11 protein-coding genes are annotated in these 16,977 nt (G+C 62.2%); 8 read left to right on the top strand and 3 right to left on the bottom strand.

What is annotated here, in order from left to right; all coding sequences use genetic code 11:
• From eprS to GIW28_RS06765, 3 genes are all read left to right on the top strand, one after another.
• Complete coding sequence (eprS, locus tag GIW28_RS06775; protein ID WP_236447191.1) at window positions 1-2,958, top strand: autotransporter serine peptidase EprS; 2,958 nt, start codon at window positions 1-3, stop codon at window positions 2,956-2,958.
• Window positions 2,959-3,127: 169 nt separating this feature from the next.
• Entirely contained in the window at window positions 3,128-6,235 is a 3,108-nt protein-coding gene (locus tag GIW28_RS06770; protein WP_236447192.1) for an autotransporter outer membrane beta-barrel domain-containing protein, read from the top strand.
• A gap of 192 nt (window positions 6,236-6,427) precedes the next feature.
• A complete protein-coding gene (locus GIW28_RS06765) occupies window positions 6,428-7,858 on the top strand; it encodes a polyurethane esterase (RefSeq protein ID WP_017135596.1) in 1,431 nt (476 codons plus the stop codon).
• On the opposite strand, the gene GIW28_RS06760 is transcribed toward GIW28_RS06765, so the two are convergent.
• On the bottom strand, window positions 7,859-8,131 hold the full coding sequence (locus GIW28_RS06760) for a hypothetical protein (protein ID WP_017135597.1): 273 nt from the start codon (window positions 8,129-8,131) through the stop codon (window positions 7,859-7,861).
• Between the two features lie 189 nt (window positions 8,132-8,320).
• Here GIW28_RS06760 and GIW28_RS06755 point away from each other — a divergent pair, with 189 nt between their 5' ends.
• Window positions 8,321-8,485, top strand: a complete 165-nt coding sequence (locus GIW28_RS06755; protein WP_164487936.1) for a hypothetical protein — start codon at window positions 8,321-8,323, stop codon at window positions 8,483-8,485.
• A gap of 127 nt (window positions 8,486-8,612) precedes the next feature.
• Here GIW28_RS06755 and GIW28_RS06750 read toward each other — a convergent pair whose 3' ends face one another.
• Complete coding sequence (locus tag GIW28_RS06750) at window positions 8,613-8,837, bottom strand: YgdI/YgdR family lipoprotein (protein ID WP_017135598.1); 225 nt, start codon at window positions 8,835-8,837, stop codon at window positions 8,613-8,615.
• Window positions 8,838-9,024: 187 nt separating this feature from the next.
• Here GIW28_RS06750 and GIW28_RS06745 point away from each other — a divergent pair, with 187 nt between their 5' ends.
• Window positions 9,025-10,668: a VRR-NUC domain-containing protein gene (locus GIW28_RS06745; RefSeq protein WP_236447193.1), complete on the top strand. Its 1,644-nt coding sequence runs from the start codon at window positions 9,025-9,027 to the stop codon at window positions 10,666-10,668.
• Window positions 10,665-12,926, top strand: a complete 2,262-nt coding sequence (locus tag GIW28_RS06740) for an ATP-dependent DNA helicase (RefSeq protein ID WP_236447194.1) — start codon at window positions 10,665-10,667, stop codon at window positions 12,924-12,926. Before GIW28_RS06745 ends, GIW28_RS06740 begins: the two co-directional genes overlap by 4 nt.
• A gap of 151 nt (window positions 12,927-13,077) precedes the next feature.
• Here the strand turns inward: GIW28_RS06740 and GIW28_RS06735 are convergent, their stop codons facing one another.
• Entirely contained in the window at window positions 13,078-14,388 is a 1,311-nt protein-coding gene (locus GIW28_RS06735) for an MFS transporter (RefSeq protein WP_017135601.1), read from the bottom strand.
• A gap of 196 nt (window positions 14,389-14,584) precedes the next feature.
• On the opposite strand from GIW28_RS06735, the gene GIW28_RS06730 reads away from it, so the two are divergent.
• Both GIW28_RS06730 and GIW28_RS06725 read left to right on the top strand, forming a co-directional pair.
• The gene (locus tag GIW28_RS06730; RefSeq protein ID WP_017135602.1) at window positions 14,585-15,691 is read left to right on the top strand and encodes a sugar diacid recognition domain-containing protein; all 1,107 of its coding nucleotides are present in this window, start codon (window positions 14,585-14,587) and stop codon (window positions 15,689-15,691) included.
• Between the two features lie 91 nt (window positions 15,692-15,782).
• The gene (locus tag GIW28_RS06725; RefSeq protein WP_170037169.1) at window positions 15,783-16,928 is read left to right on the top strand and encodes a glycerate kinase; all 1,146 of its coding nucleotides are present in this window, start codon (window positions 15,783-15,785) and stop codon (window positions 16,926-16,928) included.
• Window positions 16,929-16,977 lie beyond the last annotated feature (49 nt).

The following is a 16,977-nucleotide window of genomic DNA, read 5'->3' as shown; positions in this document are numbered from 1 at the left end:
ATGATCACCCATTCACCACGTTTCAAACCGTTTACCGCAGGCTCGTTACTCCTGTTGTCCGTTGCGGCACAGGCGGCCTATACCGAAAACGGCCAAGCGGGTAACCCCGCCAGTTGGCGCTCCGCCGAATTCCAGAGCGACTGGGGCCTGGGGCGCATGAAGGCGGATGAAGCCTATGCGGCCGGCATCACCGGCAGCGGGGTCAAAGTCGGCGCGCTGGATTCGGGTTTTGACCCCAACCACCCTGAAGCTTCCAAAGACCGCTACCACGCTGTCACCGCCAGCGGCACCTACGTCGATGGCAAGCCGTTCAGCACCACCGGCGCACTCAACCCCAACAATGATTCCCACGGCACCCATGTCACCGGCACCATGGGCGCAGCCCGTGATGGCGTGGGCATGCACGGTGTGGCCTACAACGCGCAAATCTACGTGGGCAACACCAACGCCAACGACAGCTTCCTGTTTGGCCCGACCCCGGACCCCAAGTATTTCAAGGCGGTGTATACCGCGCTGGTGGATTCCGGCGTGCGCGCCATCAACAACAGCTGGGGCAGCCAGCCCAAGGATGTCAGCTACCAGACCCTCGGCGGCCTGCACGCCGCCTATGCCCAGCATTACAACCAGGGCACCTGGCTGGATGCCGCGGCGGATGTGGCCAAGGCCGGGGTGATCAACGTGTTCAGCGCCGGCAACAGCGGGTATGCGAATGCCAGCGTGCGCTCGGCCTTGCCGTATTTCCAGCCGGAACTGGAAGGCCACTGGCTGGCGGTGTCCGGCCTGGATAAAGCCAATAACCAGAAATACAACAAGTGCGGAATCGCCAAATACTGGTGCATCTCTACGCCTGGCGCGCTGATCAACAGCACCATTCCCGATGGCGGTTATGGGGTCAAGTCCGGCACCTCGATGTCGGCACCGCATGCCACCGGCGCGCTGGCGCTGGTGATGGAGCGCTACCCGTACATGACCAATGAACAGGCGTTGCAGGTACTGTTGACCACTGCCACGCAACTCGACGGCTCTGTCACTCAAGCACCGAATACCATCGTCGGCTGGGGCGTGCCGGACCTTGGCCGAGCGATGCATGGCCCGGGGCAATTGCTCGGCGCAATGAACGTCAACTTGGCGGCCGGGCAGGGCGATGTGTGGAGCAATGGTATCTCCGACCAGGCCTTGGTTCAGCGCCAGGCCGAAGACCGCGCCGAACACAGCGCCTGGCAGCAAACCCTGATCGACAAGGGTTGGCAGAACGGCGTGGGCGCGAATGCCAGCCAGCAGGACCAGACCGATTACGCCGTTGGCACTGCCCGTGATCAGGCTGCGGCCAACCGCGTGTATGAGGGTAGCCTGATCAAATCCGGCGCCGGCAGCCTGGTGCTCAGCGGCGACAGCACGTATCGCGGTGCCACCAGCGTGAATGGCGGCCTGCTGGCCGTGAATGGTTCGCTGACCTCGGCGGTGACCGTCAACAACAGCGGCACCCTCGGCGGTTCCGGGCGCATCGGCGCCTTGAGCGTCAACAGCGGTGGCACCGTGGCACCGGGTAATTCGGTAGGCACCTTGCAGGTAGCCGGTGATGTGAACCTGGGCGCAGGCTCCACCTATGCGGTGGAACTCACGCCCACCAGCAGCGACCGCATCGTCGCAGGCGGCAAAGCCGTGCTGGGCGGCGGCACCGTGACCCTGGCGCTGGAAAACAGCCCCACACTGCTCAGCCAGAGCCAAGTGCAAAGCCTGATCGGCCGCCAGTACACCATCCTCCAGGCGGCGGGCGGCGTTCAGGGCCAGTTTGGCCAGGTGCTGCCGAACTACCTGTTCCTCGGCGGCATCCTTGATTACGCCGCCAACGGCGTGCAGTTGGACGTGGGGCGCAACAACGCGGCGTTCGCCAGCGTTGCCGCCACGCGTAACCAGCGCAGTGTCGCGGCGGCGGCCGAGCAGTTGGGCGCCGGCAACCCGGTGTATGAAAGCCTGTTGCAGTCGGACTCGGTGGCCACGGCCCGCCAGGGCTTGCAGCAACTGTCGGGTGAGATCTACCCGGCGATTGGCGCGATGCTGATCAACGACAGCCTGCAGCTGCGCGATGCTGTAGGTGAACGCCTGCGCCATGTGCCGGTGAAGGGCGAAAGCAACCTGTGGATCAAGGCCCTTGGCGCCTGGGGCAAGACCGACAGCCGCAGCGAAACGGCAGGCTCGACCACCTCGATTGGCGGTTTGCTCGCCGGTGTGGACGGCGCGCTGGATGAACAGACCCGCGTGGGTGTGGTTGCCGGCTACAGCGACAGTTCGCTGAACATGGGCAGTGGCACGCACTCGTCGGCGTCCATCGACAGTTACCACTTCGGCGCGTATGCCGGGCGTGAACTGGGCGACTGGCGCGTCAGCGTGGGTGGTGCCTACAGCTGGCATCGCGGCGACGTAAAGCGTGACCTGCAGTACGGCGAAGTCAGCGGCAAGCAAAAGACCAAGCTGGATGCGCGCACGGCGCAGTTGTTCACTGAAGCTGCCTACCGCATTCACCTGCAACCGCTGGCGCTGGAGCCGTTCGCCAACCTGGCCTATGTACACCTGGACAGTGATTCCTTTCATGAAAAAGGCGCTGCGGCGGCGCTGGAACGTGGCAGTGATCGGCGCGATGCGGTGCTCAGCACCCTCGGTGTGCGGGCCTTGAAAACCCTGCCTCTGAATGACCATCAGCAGCTGGAACTGTCCGGTTCGCTGGGCTGGCAGCACAGCCTGACGGCGGTTGAATCCGAAGAACACTTGGCGTTTGTCGCCGGCGGGCCGTCTTTTGCCGTGCGCAGTTCGCCGTTGTTGCGCGATGCCGCGCTGGTCGGTGTGCAGGCCAGCCTGGCGCTGAGCAAGGCCACGCGGGTCAACCTGGATTACAACGGCCAGTTGGGTGGGCGTGCGAAAACCCAAGGCGTGGGGCTGAGCCTTAACTGGCAGTTCTAAACACGCCGCAGCGATGATCGTTCCCACGCTTTGCGTGGGAATGCCTCTTGTGACGCTCTGCGTCACGCTTTGGACGCAGAGCGTCCTGGGCTGCATTCCCACGCGGAGCGTGGGAACGATCAGGTTGGATTTCCAAAAAAGTGCAATAAGAAAACTAAGGAAGGTCACCGTGAACAAACGCAAACCAGGGTTAAATACCGCCACTCACACAGGCCCGGGCTACCCGCTCAAGGCTTTGAGCTGCGTGCCATACGGCGCGTTGCTGTGCTGCCTGGCAAGTCTGGGGACCGCCCAGGCCGCACCCTATGTGGAAACCGGCAAACTGGGCGATGCCGCCAGTTGGCGCAGCAACGAGTTCAAGGCCGATTGGGGGCTGGGCGCCATCCATTCAGACACTGCGTATGCCGCCGGCTACACCGGCAAAGGCGTCAAGCTGGGCATCTTTGACCAGCCGGTGTATGCGCAGCACCCGGAGTTCGCCAGCCCCAACAAGGTGGTGACGATTGTCACCGAGGGCATCCGCCAATACACCGACCCGTATATCCCGGTGAAGGCCGGCGATGCGTTCCGCTATGACGGCACGCCGTCCAAGGACTCCAACGGCAAGCTGGGTAACCACGGCACCCACGTCGGCGGGATTGCCGCCGGTAACCGTGACGGCGGGCCGATGCATGGCGTGGCGTTCAATGCGCAGATCCTCAGCGCCGAAAACGGCGACCCAGGCCCGGAAGACGGGATCATCCTCGGCAACGACGGCGCGGTGTACAAGGCCGGTTGGGATGGGCTGGTGGCCAGCGGCGCACGCATCATCAACAACAGCTGGGGCATCGGCATTGGCGATCAATACGCCAAGGGCGGCCGCGATCCGGCGTACCCCAACTTCACGGTCAATGAAGCCCAGGCGCAGTTCAACAACATCCGGCCGATCCTCGGCACGCTTGCCGGCGGCGCCTACCAAGGCGCAATCGATGCGGCCCGCAGCGGCGTGCTGACCATCTTTGCCGCCGGTAACGACTACAACCGCAACAACCCGGACGCGATGTCGGGTCTTGCGTACTTTGTGCCGGAAATTGCACCGAACTGGCTGTCGGTAGCCGCCTTGCAGCAAAACCCGGACACCGCGAGTGCCAACCCGTATGTGATCAGCACCTTCTCGTCACGTTGCGGTTATGCGGCGAGCTTCTGTGTGTCGGCACCCGGTACCAAAATTTTCAGCTCGATCATCAACGGCACCGACCTGAGCAACCTGACCACCGACTGGGCCAACAAAAACGGCACCTCCATGGCTGCGCCCCATGTGGCCGGCGCAGCGGCGGTGCTGATGGAGCGCTTCCCGTACATGAGCGGCGAGCAGGTCGCCACCGTGCTCAAAACCACCGCCACCGACCTTGGCGCGCCGGGCATCGACGCGCTGTATGGCTGGGGCATGATCAACCTGGGCAAAGCAGTCAACGGGCCAGGGATGTTCGTGACCGCTGAGGATATTCCTGCTGAGTTCCGTATCGACGGCGCCTATGGTAGCAGCCAGTTTGTCGCCGACCTGCCAGGCATTGGTGCGGTGGTGGATGCCGGTAAACCGACCCAGCGTCTGTGCACCGACGTGCATTGCGGCCTGGATGTGTGGAGCAATGACATTTCCGGCCATGGCGGCCTGACCAAGCAGGGCATCGGTACGCTGGTGCTGAGCGGCACCAACACCTACAGCGGGCCGACCCTGGTCAACCAGGGCTTGCTGGCGATTAATGGTTCGGTCACTTCCGACGTCACCGTCAGCCAGGCCGGCGTGCTCGGTGGCTCGGGCCGTATCGGCTCGCTGACTGCCAAAAGCGGCGGCACCGTGGCGCCGGGCAACTCCATCGGCACCTTGAATGTGGCAGGCAATGTCACCTTTGATGCGGGTTCGACCTACGCGGTTGAGCTGTCGCCCACCAGCAGCGACCGCATTGTGGCCGGCGGCACCGCCACGCTCAATGGCGGTACTGTGACCCTGGCCCTGGAGAACAGCCCGACGCTGCTAACCAACGCCCAGGCGCAAAGCCTGATTGGCCGCCAGTACAACATCCTGCAAGCCGCAGGCGGTATTACCGGCAGCTTCGGCGCGGTGCTGCCGAACTACCTGTTTATCGGCGGCACGCTGAACTATGCCGCCAACGGCGTGCAACTGGACGTGGCACGCACCAACAGCTTCGCCAGTGTGGCGGTCACGCCGAACCAGCGTGCGGTCGCGACGGCGGCGGACCAATTGGGCGCCGGCAATGCGGTGTATGAAAGCCTGTTGCTGGCGCCCAATGCGGCCTCGGCCCAAGGCGCGTTCCAGCAGCTCTCCGGCGAAATCTACCCGGCGCTGCAAAGTGCGTTAATCAACGACAGCCGTTACGTGCGCGAAGCCGTTGGCGAACGCCTGCGCAATGGCGAGATGGGCGCCAGCAGCGAAACCATCGACAGCCGTGGCAACGTGTGGGTCAAGGCCTTGGGCGCGTGGGGCAAGACCGACAGCCGCAGCGACACCGCGGGCTACACCACGTCGCTGGGCGGCATGCTCGCCGGTGTGGATGGCGCACTGGATGACTCGACGCGTATCGGTTTGGTCGCTGGCTACAGTGACACCTCCTTGAACATGGGCAACGACACCCATTCCCGTGCCTCGGTCGACAGCTACCACTTCGGTGCCTATGCCGGGCATGAAATCGGTGCCTTGCGCCTGAGCGGTGGGGCGACCTACAGCTGGCATCGCGCCGATGTGAAGCGTGACCTGCAATACGGTGATGTGGCCGGCAAGCAGAAGGTCAAAGTGGACGCGAGCAGCACCCAGGTGTTTGGTGAGGCGGCTTACCGCGTCAACCTGCAACCGCTGGCCCTGGAGCCATTCGCCAACCTGGCCTATGTGCATTTGGACACTGATGGGTTCACCGAAAAGGGTGACGCCGCCGCGCTCAAAGGCCATGACGACACCCGCGATGTGGTGCTGAGCACCCTGGGCGTGCGCGCCTTGAAGACCTTTAACGTGAACGATCACCAGCAACTGGAAGTGTCCGGCACCCTGGGCTGGCAGCACAACCTGAGCAGCACCGATTCCGAGCAGCACCTGGCGTTCGCCTCGGGCGGCCCTGCGTTCGCAGTGGAAAGTGCGCCGATGGTGCGCGACGCCGCGTTGGTCGGTGCGCGGGTCAGCCTGGCGCTGAGCAAGGATGCGCGGGTCAATTTTGATTACAACGGCCTGTTGGCCAGCAAGGACAAGGTCCACGGGGTGGGGTTGAGCCTCGACTGGGCGTTCTAAAAGGCTTCACACCTTGTATGGGTTTGGGCTTATGTGGGAGCCGGGCTTGCCCGCGATGCAGACACCTCGGTCGGTCAGTTGTACCGAGGTGAGGTTATCGCAGGCAAGCCAGCTCCCACATAGGCTCACTCACCACGAGGGCCACACGTGTTTTCGCTTTCTCTACAAATCCAACAACAGAGAGGCACTACCATGGGTATCTTTGACTATAAAAACCTCGGCACCGAGGGCTCCAAAACACTGTTCGCCGATGCCATGGCGATCACGCTGTATTCCTACCACAACCTGGACAACGGCTTTGCCGTGGGTTACCAGCACAACGGCCTGGGGCTTGGCTTGCCGGCCACGCTGGTGGGGGCGTTGCTGGGCAGTACTAATTCGCAAGGGGTGATCCCGGGGATTCCCTGGAACCCCGACTCGGAAAAGGCCGCGCTTGATGCGGTGCAAAAAGCCGGCTGGACGCCTATAAGCGCCAGTGACCTGGGCTATGGCGGCAAGGTCGATGCGCGCGGCACCTTCTTTGGCGAAAAAGCCGGTTACACCACCGCCCAGGTCGAGGTGCTGGGCAAGTACGATGACGCCGGCAAACTGCTCGAAATCGGCATCGGCTTCCGCGGCACGTCGGGGCCACGGGAAAGCTTGATCACAGACTCCATCGGCGACGTAATCAGCGACCTGCTGGCGGCCTTCGGCCCCAAGGATTATGCAAAGAACTATGCGGGCGAAGCCTTTGGCGGCTTGCTCAAGAATGTCGCCGACTATGCCGGCGCCCATGGCCTGAGCGGCAAGGACGTGGTCGTCAGCGGCCACAGCCTGGGCGGGCTGGCGGTCAACAGCATGGCAGATTTAAGCAACAACAAATGGTCGGGGTTCTACAAGGACGCCAACTACGTGGCCTATGCCTCACCGACCCAGAGCGCGGGCGATAAAGTGCTCAATATCGGCTACGAAAACGACCCGGTGTTCCGCGCGCTCGACGGCTCATCCTTCAACCTGTCGTCCCTGGGCGTGCACGACAAACCCCACGAGTCGACCACCGACAATATCGTCAGCTTCAACGACCACTACGCCTCGACGTTGTGGAATATCCTGCCGTTTTCGATCGTCAACCTGCCGACCTGGGTCTCACATTTGCCCACCGGTTATGGCGACGGCATGACGCGCATCCTCGAGTCCGGCTTCTACGACCAGATGACCCGCGACTCCACAGTGATTGTCGCCAACCTGTCTGACCCGGCGCGGGCTACCACCTGGGTGCAGGACCTTAACCGCAATGCCGAACCGCACAAGGGCAACACCTTCATTATCGGCAGCCACGGCAATGACCTGATCCAGGGCGGCAAGGGCGCAGACTTTATCGAAGGTGGCAAAGGCAATGACACAATCCGCGACAACAGCGGGCATAACACCTTCCTGTTCAGCGGCCATTTTGGCAATGATCGGGTGATTGGCTACCAAACCACGGACAAGCTGGTGTTCCAGAATGTGGAGGGCAGCACCGACCTGCGCGACCATGCCAAAGTGGTCGGCGCAGACACGGTGCTGACCTTTGGCGCCGACTCGGTGACCCTGGTCGGCGTCGGGCACGGCGGCCTGTGGGCGGATGGCGTCAGCATCGGCTGATCAGTGCCAGTGTTGCCCCCGCCAGCCACCGCCCCAATACGGCCGGTGGGGGTAGCCGTAGCCATAGCTGTAAACATGATGTGGGTAGTAATAAGGCCGTGGGGCGTAACCCCAATGCCCGTAATAAACCGGCGGCGGCGGGGGAGCAACCACGATGACCCGCGGCGGCTGACGAATGATGATGGTATCGGCAAACGCCGGCGCGCTGGCCAGCGCCGCCAGGCTCAGGGGGATGAGTAACAGCGCGCGTACCGTCCGGGACATGAGTGCCATGGCCGTCTTTCTCCGTTCTACCGCCTTCGAAGATGAAGGCGGCTTATCGGTTGAACGCCGGGTTGGCGAAAATCCTTCGGTAAATAAATCTTCACCGACCAGCGGCGCAACGCTGCGACGGGTCCGGCAGGCCTCACGCGTTTAATCACTACCCGCGAGCTGTTTCGCGCGTCATGTGAGGAACCGAACATGTCCCGACTTCGATTGCTGCTGTGCGCCTTGGTGCTACTGGGCTTGGGCGGGTGCGCGGTGTACCCGGCCTATCCTGGCCCATGCTGCTACCGGCCGTACTACCACTCGTATTACTACCATCCCTACTATCACCCGTATTACCACCCGTACTACCGGTACTGATCGTTCCCATGCTCTGCGTCACGCTTTGGGACGCGGAGCGTCCTGGGCTGCATTCCCACGCGGAGTGAGGGAACGATCAAACAAAAAGCCCCGCATTGCGGGGCTTTTTATGTTCAGGCGATTGCTTTCACTTTTCGCTGCGTACCGTCGCAACGTCATCAGCCTTGATGCGGATGTGCTTGCCGGCGATGTCGGTGAATTCATAGAACCCATCGGCTGTCTTGGTCTTGGGGGTGTCCTTGGTCAAATACTGCGTGCCATTTTGCAATGTCACTACGGTTTGCGTGGAGCAACCGGCCATTAGCAGAAAAGTGAGTGCAACCAGCGGCAGACCCAAATTCTTCATGTTCATTACCCTTACCTTTAACCCTGAAAAGTCCCGCGCCTAAGGCTTCGGGCCACAAATGTTACGCCATCAACTGTCCTATCTGATCACTTTTATACAAAAAGTTGCGTGGGCCATTTATCTATTACTGATTGCAACAGCCCGCCGCTGGCGGCACTCTGTATGCATAACCAGTATTTGATCAGCGCGCGACATGGCCAATCCCCTCGACGATCCCTTGTATTACCTGCATAACTTCCGCCAAGTCCTGCTGTGGCTGGGGCAGCGTTATGCCGATTTGCTCGACCCGGATGAAATGCAGTTTATTCAGCAATTTGACAGGTTACCGCAGCCGTCCCAGGCGTTATTGGTGCGCATGGTGATGCGCAAGGGCGCGCATTTTCGTGCGAGCAAACTCAATTACCTCGAAATTGGCTGCACCCACACGGCGGCGCTTGCACTGGTGCAGCAGGGCTGGGTGGATCAGCAGAGCCAACTGGGTTTTGATGAATTGTTCGCACTGCTGCAAAAAGGCGAAATCCTCGCCGCCTTCGCGCCGTGGATTGACCAGCCCAAAGGCAAGAAGGCCGACTGGCTGGAAGGGCTGGCGGCGCAGTTCACTGAGTCACGCAGCTTTGCCCAGTGGTGCCCCGAACTGAGCGACACGCTCTACAGCCTCACCGTGATGGACCTGTGCGACCGCCTGCGGCTGATGTTCTTCGGCAACCTGCACCAGGATTGGTCGGAGTTCGTGCTGGCTGACCTGGGCATCTACACCTACGAAAAAGTCGAGTTCTGCGCCGAATCCCGTGGCCTGCGCAGCCGTGACGATGTGCACGGTTTTCTGTATCTGCACCAATGCCAGCAGGCCTTCGAAGCCGGCCAGGCGTTGGACGAGGTACTGGCGCAGATCGTGCTGCTTGCCACGGATAACCCGTGGCTGGAAAAACGTCGGGCCAAGTTACTGTTCCAGATCGGCCACTATTGCGAACGCAGTGCCGAGCTGGAATTGGCGGCGCAGATCTACCGTGATTGCACCTATCCCGGCGCGCGCTCGCGGTTGATTCGCGTGCTCGAACGCCAGGAGGATTACGCGCAAGCCATGGCCCTGGCGTGCGCGGCGCAGCAAGCACCGCAAAGCGCTGCCGAACAGCAGCACCTGCTGCGCGTGCTGCCACGCCTGCGGCGCAAGCTCGGTGAACCGGCGCTGCCCAAGGTCAAGCCACGTGAAGTCACGCGCCTGGACCTGGCGCTGGTGCAGGCGCCGCTGATGTCGGTGGAATCCTGCGTGCAGGCGCACCTGAGCGCGCCCGATGCGCCGGTGCATTACGTCGAAAACGGGCTGATCAATTCGCTGTTCGGGCTGTTGTGCTGGGAGGCGATTTTCGCGCCGCTGCCGGGTTCGTTTTTCCACCCGTTCCAGCGCGGGCCGGTGGACCTGCACAGCGAAGACTTTCATCAACGTCGGGCTGTGTTGTTCGCCGCGTGCTTCGAACAGCTTACGGATGAGCGTTACAAAACCACCATCCGCCAGCGCTACGTGGACAAATGGGGCATCCAGTCGCCGTTCGTGTTCTGGAACCTGCTCAGTGAAGAGCTGCTGGAGCAAGCCCTGACGTGCCTGCCGGCCGAACACCTGCGTTACTGGTTTGAACGCCTGCTGCTGGATATCCGCGCCAACCGCGCCGGCATGCCGGACCTGGTCCAGTTCTGGCCGGCGCAAAAGACCTACCGCATGATCGAAGTCAAAGGCCCTGGTGACCGACTGCAGGACAACCAACTGCGCTGGCTGGAGTTCTGCGGCGAATACCAGATGCCGGTGACTGTCTGTTATGTGCGCTGGGCGCAAACCGCTTGAGCTACAGCGTTGCGGTGCGCGCGCTGTGCGAGTTCACGGCCAAGGTCGGCGACCTGGACCTGCGCTTTACGCCATCGCCCAGCGCCCAGGAAGGCATTATCGGCCATCGCACGGTGACCTCACGACGCAGTGCCCATTACCAGAATGAAGTGGCCCTGGAAGGCGAATACCAGCAGCTCAAAGTGCGGGGCAGGGCAGACGGCTACGACCCGGACAGCAATCGCCTGGAAGAAGTCAAAACCTATCGCGGCGACCTCGACGCGCAACCCGCCAACCATCGCCAATTGCATTGGGCGCAGGTCAAGGTGTACGGCTGGCTGATGTGCCACAAACTCGGCCTGCAAGAGATCGACCTGGCGCTGGTGTACTTCGATATTGTTGGCGAAGGTGAAACCTTGCTGAACCAGTGCTTTCAAGCGGCCGACCTTGAGCAGTTCTTTAACCAGCAATGTGCGCTGTTCCTCGGCTGGGCGCGCCAGGAAATGCAGCACCGCGAGGCGCGCAACGACGCCGCGCGGGCGCTGGCGTTTCCCCATGCGCAGTTTCGCACCGGCCAGCGTGCGTTGGCCGAGTCGGTCTACAAGGCCGTCAGCACGGGCCGCTGCCTGATGGCCCAGGCGCCTACCGGCATTGGCAAGACCGTCGGCACGATCTTCCCGCTGCTCAAGGCGCTGGCGCCGCAGCAGCTGGACAAGGTGTTTTTCCTGACCGCCAAGACACCCGGGCGCAAGTTGGCCCTCGACGCCGCGCACGTGCTCTACACCAGCAGCCCCGATTTGCCGCTGCGCGTGCTCGAACTGGTGGCGCGTGACAAGGCCTGCGAGCACCTGGACAAAGCCTGTCACGGTGATTCCTGCCCGTTGGCCAAGGGCTTTTATGATCGCTTGCCGGCGGCACGCGTGGCGGCGTCCAAGGTGCGCCTGTTGGACCAGCGCAACCTGCGCGAGGTGGCGTTGGCCCATGACGTCTGCCCGTATTACCTGAGCCAGGAAATGGCGCGCTGGGCCGACCTGGTGGTCGCCGACTACAACTACTATTTCGACTTCGGCGCCATGCTGTTCGGCCTGGCCCAGTTGAACCAATGGCGCGCCGCCGTGCTGGTGGACGAAGCCCACAACCTGGTGGAGCGCGCCCGCTCGATGTACAGCGCCAGCCTTGATCAGTACAGCCTCAAGACCCTGCGCGACAGCGCCCCTGAGCCGTTGAAAAAACCGTTGCAGCGCCTGAACCGCGAATGGAACGCCGTGCACAAGGACCAAGTCGCACCGTACCAGGCCTACGCCAGCAAACCCGACAAGCTGCTGCAGGCCTTAAGCCTGTGCACCAGCGCCATGGGCGATTACTTCAACGACCACCCCTTGGCCCTCAGCGGCGACCTGCAAACCTTCTATTTCGAGGCGTTGCAGTTTGCCAAGGTGGCAGAGCTGTTCAATGAACACTTCATCTTCGATATCAGCCAGCGCCAGTTCGGCAAGCGCAGCGCCTCGACCCTGTGCCTGCGCAACGTGGTGCCCGCCGAGTTCATCCGCCCCAGGCTGACCGCCGCCCGCAGCAGCGTGCTGTTCTCCGCCACCCTGAGCCCGCGCCACTATTACGCCGACTTGCTCGGATTGCCTGCCGATACTGCGTGGGTCGATGTGGAATCACCGTTCCAGGCCGAGCAACTGCAGGTGCGCATCGTCGATGCGATCTCCACGCGTTTTGTGCATCGCCAAGCCTCCTTGGCGCCGATTGTCGAGCTGATTGCCGAACAATTTGCCACGCAACCGGGCAACTACCTGGCGTTTTTCTCAAGTTTTGATTACCTGCAACAAGTGGCGCAGTTGATGGCCGAGCGGCACCCGCAGATTGTGCTGTGGCTGCAGTCACGCGGCATGGCCGAAGCCGAACGCCAAGGGTTTCTGGACCAGTTCACCCAGCACAGCCGGGGCATTGGCTTTGCCGTGCTGGGCGGCGCGTTTGGCGAAGGCATCGATTTGCCCGGCACGCGCTTGATCGGCGCTTTTATCGCCACACTGGGCTTGCCGCAACTGAACCCGGTCAACGAGCAAATGAAAGCGCGCATGGGCGCGATTTTCGGCGCGGGCTATGACTACACCTATTTGTATCCGGGTATCCAGAAGGTCGTACAGGCGGCGGGACGGGTGATCCGCAGCCAGCAGGACCAAGGCGTGGTGATGTTGATCGATGATCGCTTTGGCGAGGCCCGTGTGCGGCAGTTGTTGCCGCGCTGGTGGGCGGTCGGGCGAGGCGCATAACTGGTATTGGGGTAACCGCGGCGTAGAGTTGCGCCATCACCCCAATAACGGTTATGCCTCCCGCTCTTGCGATAGAGCGGCCCAGCCGAGGCCAAGACTTACCTAGATACCGACGCGCATTCCAGGCAAGCCAGCCCTCAAAGAGACTGCGTTATACCTTCAAGGTACGGGTCATGCGCAACGCCAACACACTGCCGGCCACAATCACCGCCGCCAGCAGGTACAGCGCCATGTCCGTGGACCCGGTGGCATCCTTCACAAAGCCGACGATATACGGGCTCAAGAACCCTGCCATCTGCCCCATGGAGTTGATCAGCGCCAGGCCGCCAGCCGCCGCACCCGCGCTGAGCAGGGCAGTGGGTACCGGCCAGAACATCGGCAGGCCGGTAAGGGCACCCATGGTGGCGATGGTCAGGCCGAGAATCGCAAGCGCCGGGGTGGTGGCGAAGTTCACCGCAATCACCAAGCCAATCGCACCCATCAACATCGGCACCACCAAGTGCCAGCGACGTTCCTTGCGCAAGTCGGCGGAGCGGCCCACCAACAGCATGAACACGGCGGCCAGCAGGTACGGAATCGCACTCAGCCAGCCAATCACCAGGTTATCGCTGAAGCCCAGGTTCTTGATGATGGATGGCAGCCAGAAGTTGATGGCGTACACGCCGCTCTGGATACAGAAGTAGATCAGGCCGAACGCCCAGATCGCCGGGTTCTTGAACACTTCGCCGAGCGAATCGGTGGTGGTTTTCGGTTTGTTGGCCAAGTCCGTCGCCTGATCGGCTTCCAGCACTGCACGTTCATGGGGCGTGAGCCACTTGGCGTTGGCAAAGCTGTCGCTGAGCAGGAAGTAGGCGAGGGCGCCCAGGATCACCGTGGGAATGCCTTGCAGCAGGAACATCCACTGCCAGCCCGCAAGGCCGCCCTGGCCGGCGGCGAAGTGGTTGAGGATCCAGCCGGAAAATGGGCTGCCCAGCAGGCCGGACACCGGAATTGCCGACATGAACAATGCCATGATCCGCCCACGGCGAAAGGTCGGGAACCACTGCGAGAGGTACAGCACCACGCCGGGGAAGAACCCGGCTTCTGCGGCACCGGTCAACAGGCGCAAGCCGTAGAAGTGGCTGGGAGTGGTGACGAACAGCAGGCAGGTGGAAAGCGTGCCCCAGACGATCATCATCAGTGCAATCCAGCGTCGAGGGCCGAACCTGGTCAGCGCCAAGTTGCTCGGTACACCACACAGCACGTAGCCGATAAAGAAGATCCCGGCCCCCAGGCCGTACACGGTCTCGCTGAATTTCAACGCATCGAGCATCTGCAACTTGGCAAAGCCAACGTTCACCCGGTCCAGGTAGTTGAACAAGTAGCAGATAAAAATGAAGGGGATCAGGCGCAGGGTAATGCGCTTGTAGATGGCGTTTTTATCGTCATCGGTGGCCAGTGTGGCAGCGGCGCTCTGTGACATGGCAGTCTCTCTTTATTATGATTTTTCGCGATGCGAGGGTAACGTTGATCGCCCAAAGAGTCTCGGCCACCTTGCTGGGTGCTGTCTTTGTGCCCGCGCACAGTCAAGCAGGCTTTGCGCTGTGCCTCTGAACAACAGGATGAACAACAGCATGAACACCCCATGAACAACCGCGCCTTTCAAGGAACTTAGCCTCATGTTCGAGCTCGATCATGACCTGGCGCAGGATATCGTCAATCGCACCATGGCGATCCTGCCCTATAACGTCAACGTCATGGACAGCCAGGGGCTGATTCTGGGCAGTGGCGAGCCGGAGCGAATCAACACTCGCCATGAAGGTGCGCAGTTAGTGCTGGCCAATGGTCGCGTAGTGGAAATCGACGGCCAGACCGCCAAACACCTGAAAGGCGTGCAGCCCGGTATCAACTTGCCGTTGATGCACGACCAGCGCCTGATCGGCGTGCTGGGCATTACCGGCGAGCCGGCGTTGCTGCGCACCTACGCGCAACTGGTGCGCATGACCGCCGAAATGCTGGTGAGCCATCGCCATCAGCAAGCCGAGCAGCAATGGCGGCGCCAACGCTGTGATGACCTGCTGGCCTTGCTGCTGGCCGACAGCGGTAACTCGCCGCGCCTGGTGGATGAAGCCCAGCAGTTGGGGCTCAAGCCTCAGCTGGCCCGCACGCCCTACCTGTTCGAGTTGGGCGCAGGCCAATCGGCGGAGGCATTAAGTGCCTGGCTGACCAGCCGTTACCCGGATAGCTGGTGCGTGAGTTCCGCACAATTCTCGTTGTTGTGGTGCCGGCCTGCGTTGGCTCAAGTGGATAACCCAAGGCTGCTGGAAAAGCTTCAGGGTCTGGGCTGGAATATCTTGCGGGTCGCCGTCGGCGGGCAGGCCGATGGCCTCGCCGGGCTGCGTCGTTGTTACCGGCGTGTTGGGGATTTGCTGGCCTATGGTCGCGATATCCTGCCGCAATCGCAGCTGTTGACCCTCAATCGCTACCGCCTGCCGGTGATGCTCTGGCGTCATCGCAACGACGATGCCTTGGACGAACTGCTCAACCCCTTGCGCAAAGTCCTGGCCAGGGACACCAACGGCCAGCTGTTGGCTACTTTGCGCAGCTGGTGTGAACACGATGGCCAAAGCCAGGCCTGTGCCGACGCCCTGGGCATTCATCGCAACAGCCTGCGTTACCGCATGGAACGCATTGCCGAACTCAGCGGCGTCGACCCGCTGACCCTTGACGGCATGCTCGCGCTGTACCTTGGCGTGCAGCTATTGCCCCAGGCTTTGTCGCAATGAACAACAAACCTCACCCGCACTTGTGCATCGGACCGGCGTCATTGTCGATGGCAACTGGCAGCATGGGCGTTATAAAAACCGGAGAAAGCCCATGAAAATCATCATCGCCCCCGACTCATTCAAGGACAGCCTGAGTGCCGAAGGCGTAGCCCAGGCGATTGCCGACGGCCTCGCGCAGGTGTGGCCGGATGCACAGGTAGTCCAGTGCCCGATGGCCGACGGCGGTGAAGGCACGGTGGACTCGGTTCTCGCCGCCTGCCATGGCGAGCTGCGTCGCGAAACGGTGAGCGGGCCACTGGGCGAGGCGGTGGAGGCACGCTGGGGCTGGCTTGCCGACAGCCATACCGCGATGATCGAAATGGCCGAAGCCAGTGGCTTGCAACGTGTACCGACGGGCCAGCGTGATGCTTGCATCAGCAGCACATTCGGCACCGGCGAGCTGATCCGCGCCGCCCTGGATGCCGGTGCGCAGCGCATCATCCTGGCGATTGGCGGCAGCGCCACCAACGACGGCGGCGCGGGTGCGATGCAGGCGCTTGGCGTGCAGCTGCTTGACGCCCAAGGCCAGGCACTTGCACCGGGCGGGTTGGCTCTCGCAGGCCTGGCGCGGATCAGCCTGGAGCAACTGGACCCACGTTTGGCCCAGGTGCGTTTTGAAATCGCGGCCGACGTCAACAATCCACTGTGCGGGCCGCAGGGCGCCTCTGCCATTTTCGGCCCACAAAAAGGCGCCAACCCACAGCAAGTCGAACAGCTTGACGCGGCGCTTGGGCACTTTGCCGATCACTGCGCCCAGGTGCTGCCCAAAGACGTGCGCGATGAACCGGGCAGCGGCGCGGCTGGCGGTTTGGGGTTTGCCGCCAAGGCCTTTCTCGGCGCACAGTTTCGTGCAGGCGTGGAGGTGGTCGCCGAGCTGGTCGGCCTGGACTCGGCCGTGCGTGGTGCGGACCTGGTCATCACTGGCGAAGGCCGCTTCGACGCCCAGACCCTGCGCGGCAAAACACCTTTTGGTGTGGCACGGATTGCTCAACGTCATGGCGTGCCGGTCATCGTGATTGCCGGCACCTTGGGCGAAGGCTATGAGCAAATGTACGCCCATGGTGTTGACGCCGCCTTCGCCTTGCCGTCAGGCCCGATGAGCCTGGAACAGGCTTGCAGCGAGGCGCCGCGTCTGTTGCGCGAGCGCGCGGCGGACATAGCGCGGGTATGGCGCACAGCGTTCAGCCAGCGCAGTTAACAAGCCAGCTCCCACCCTAGCCAGCATGCAACCTTGCCGCCTACACTGG

It is taken from the genome of Pseudomonas sp. PA-5-4B (assembly GCF_021606215.1).
In the GTDB taxonomy this organism is placed as follows: Bacteria; Pseudomonadota; Gammaproteobacteria; order Pseudomonadales; family Pseudomonadaceae; genus Aquipseudomonas; species Aquipseudomonas edaphica.
The sequence above is the reverse complement of the archived record's forward strand: the minus strand, read 5'-3'. Positions and strand labels throughout refer to the sequence as shown.

What these genes read in the sequence shown, in the direction of transcription:
- eprS (WP_236447191.1), top strand. Translation starts at nt 1, where the DNA reads ATGATCACCCATTCACCACGTTTCAAACCGTTTACCGCAGGCTCGTTA.
- GIW28_RS06765 (WP_017135596.1), top strand. Translation starts at nt 6,428, where the DNA reads ATGGGTATCTTTGACTATAAAAACCTCGGCACCGAGGGCTCCAAAACA.
- GIW28_RS06760 (WP_017135597.1), bottom strand. Translation starts at nt 8,131, where the DNA reads ATGGCACTCATGTCCCGGACGGTACGCGCGCTGTTACTCATCCCCCTG.
- GIW28_RS06755 (WP_164487936.1), top strand. Translation starts at nt 8,321, where the DNA reads ATGTCCCGACTTCGATTGCTGCTGTGCGCCTTGGTGCTACTGGGCTTG.
- GIW28_RS06750 (WP_017135598.1), bottom strand. Translation starts at nt 8,837, where the DNA reads ATGAACATGAAGAATTTGGGTCTGCCGCTGGTTGCACTCACTTTTCTG.
- GIW28_RS06745 (WP_236447193.1), top strand. Translation starts at nt 9,025, where the DNA reads ATGGCCAATCCCCTCGACGATCCCTTGTATTACCTGCATAACTTCCGC.
- GIW28_RS06735 (WP_017135601.1), bottom strand. Translation starts at nt 14,388, where the DNA reads ATGTCACAGAGCGCCGCTGCCACACTGGCCACCGATGACGATAAAAAC.
- GIW28_RS06730 (WP_017135602.1), top strand. Translation starts at nt 14,585, where the DNA reads ATGTTCGAGCTCGATCATGACCTGGCGCAGGATATCGTCAATCGCACC.
- GIW28_RS06725 (WP_170037169.1), top strand. Translation starts at nt 15,783, where the DNA reads ATGAAAATCATCATCGCCCCCGACTCATTCAAGGACAGCCTGAGTGCC.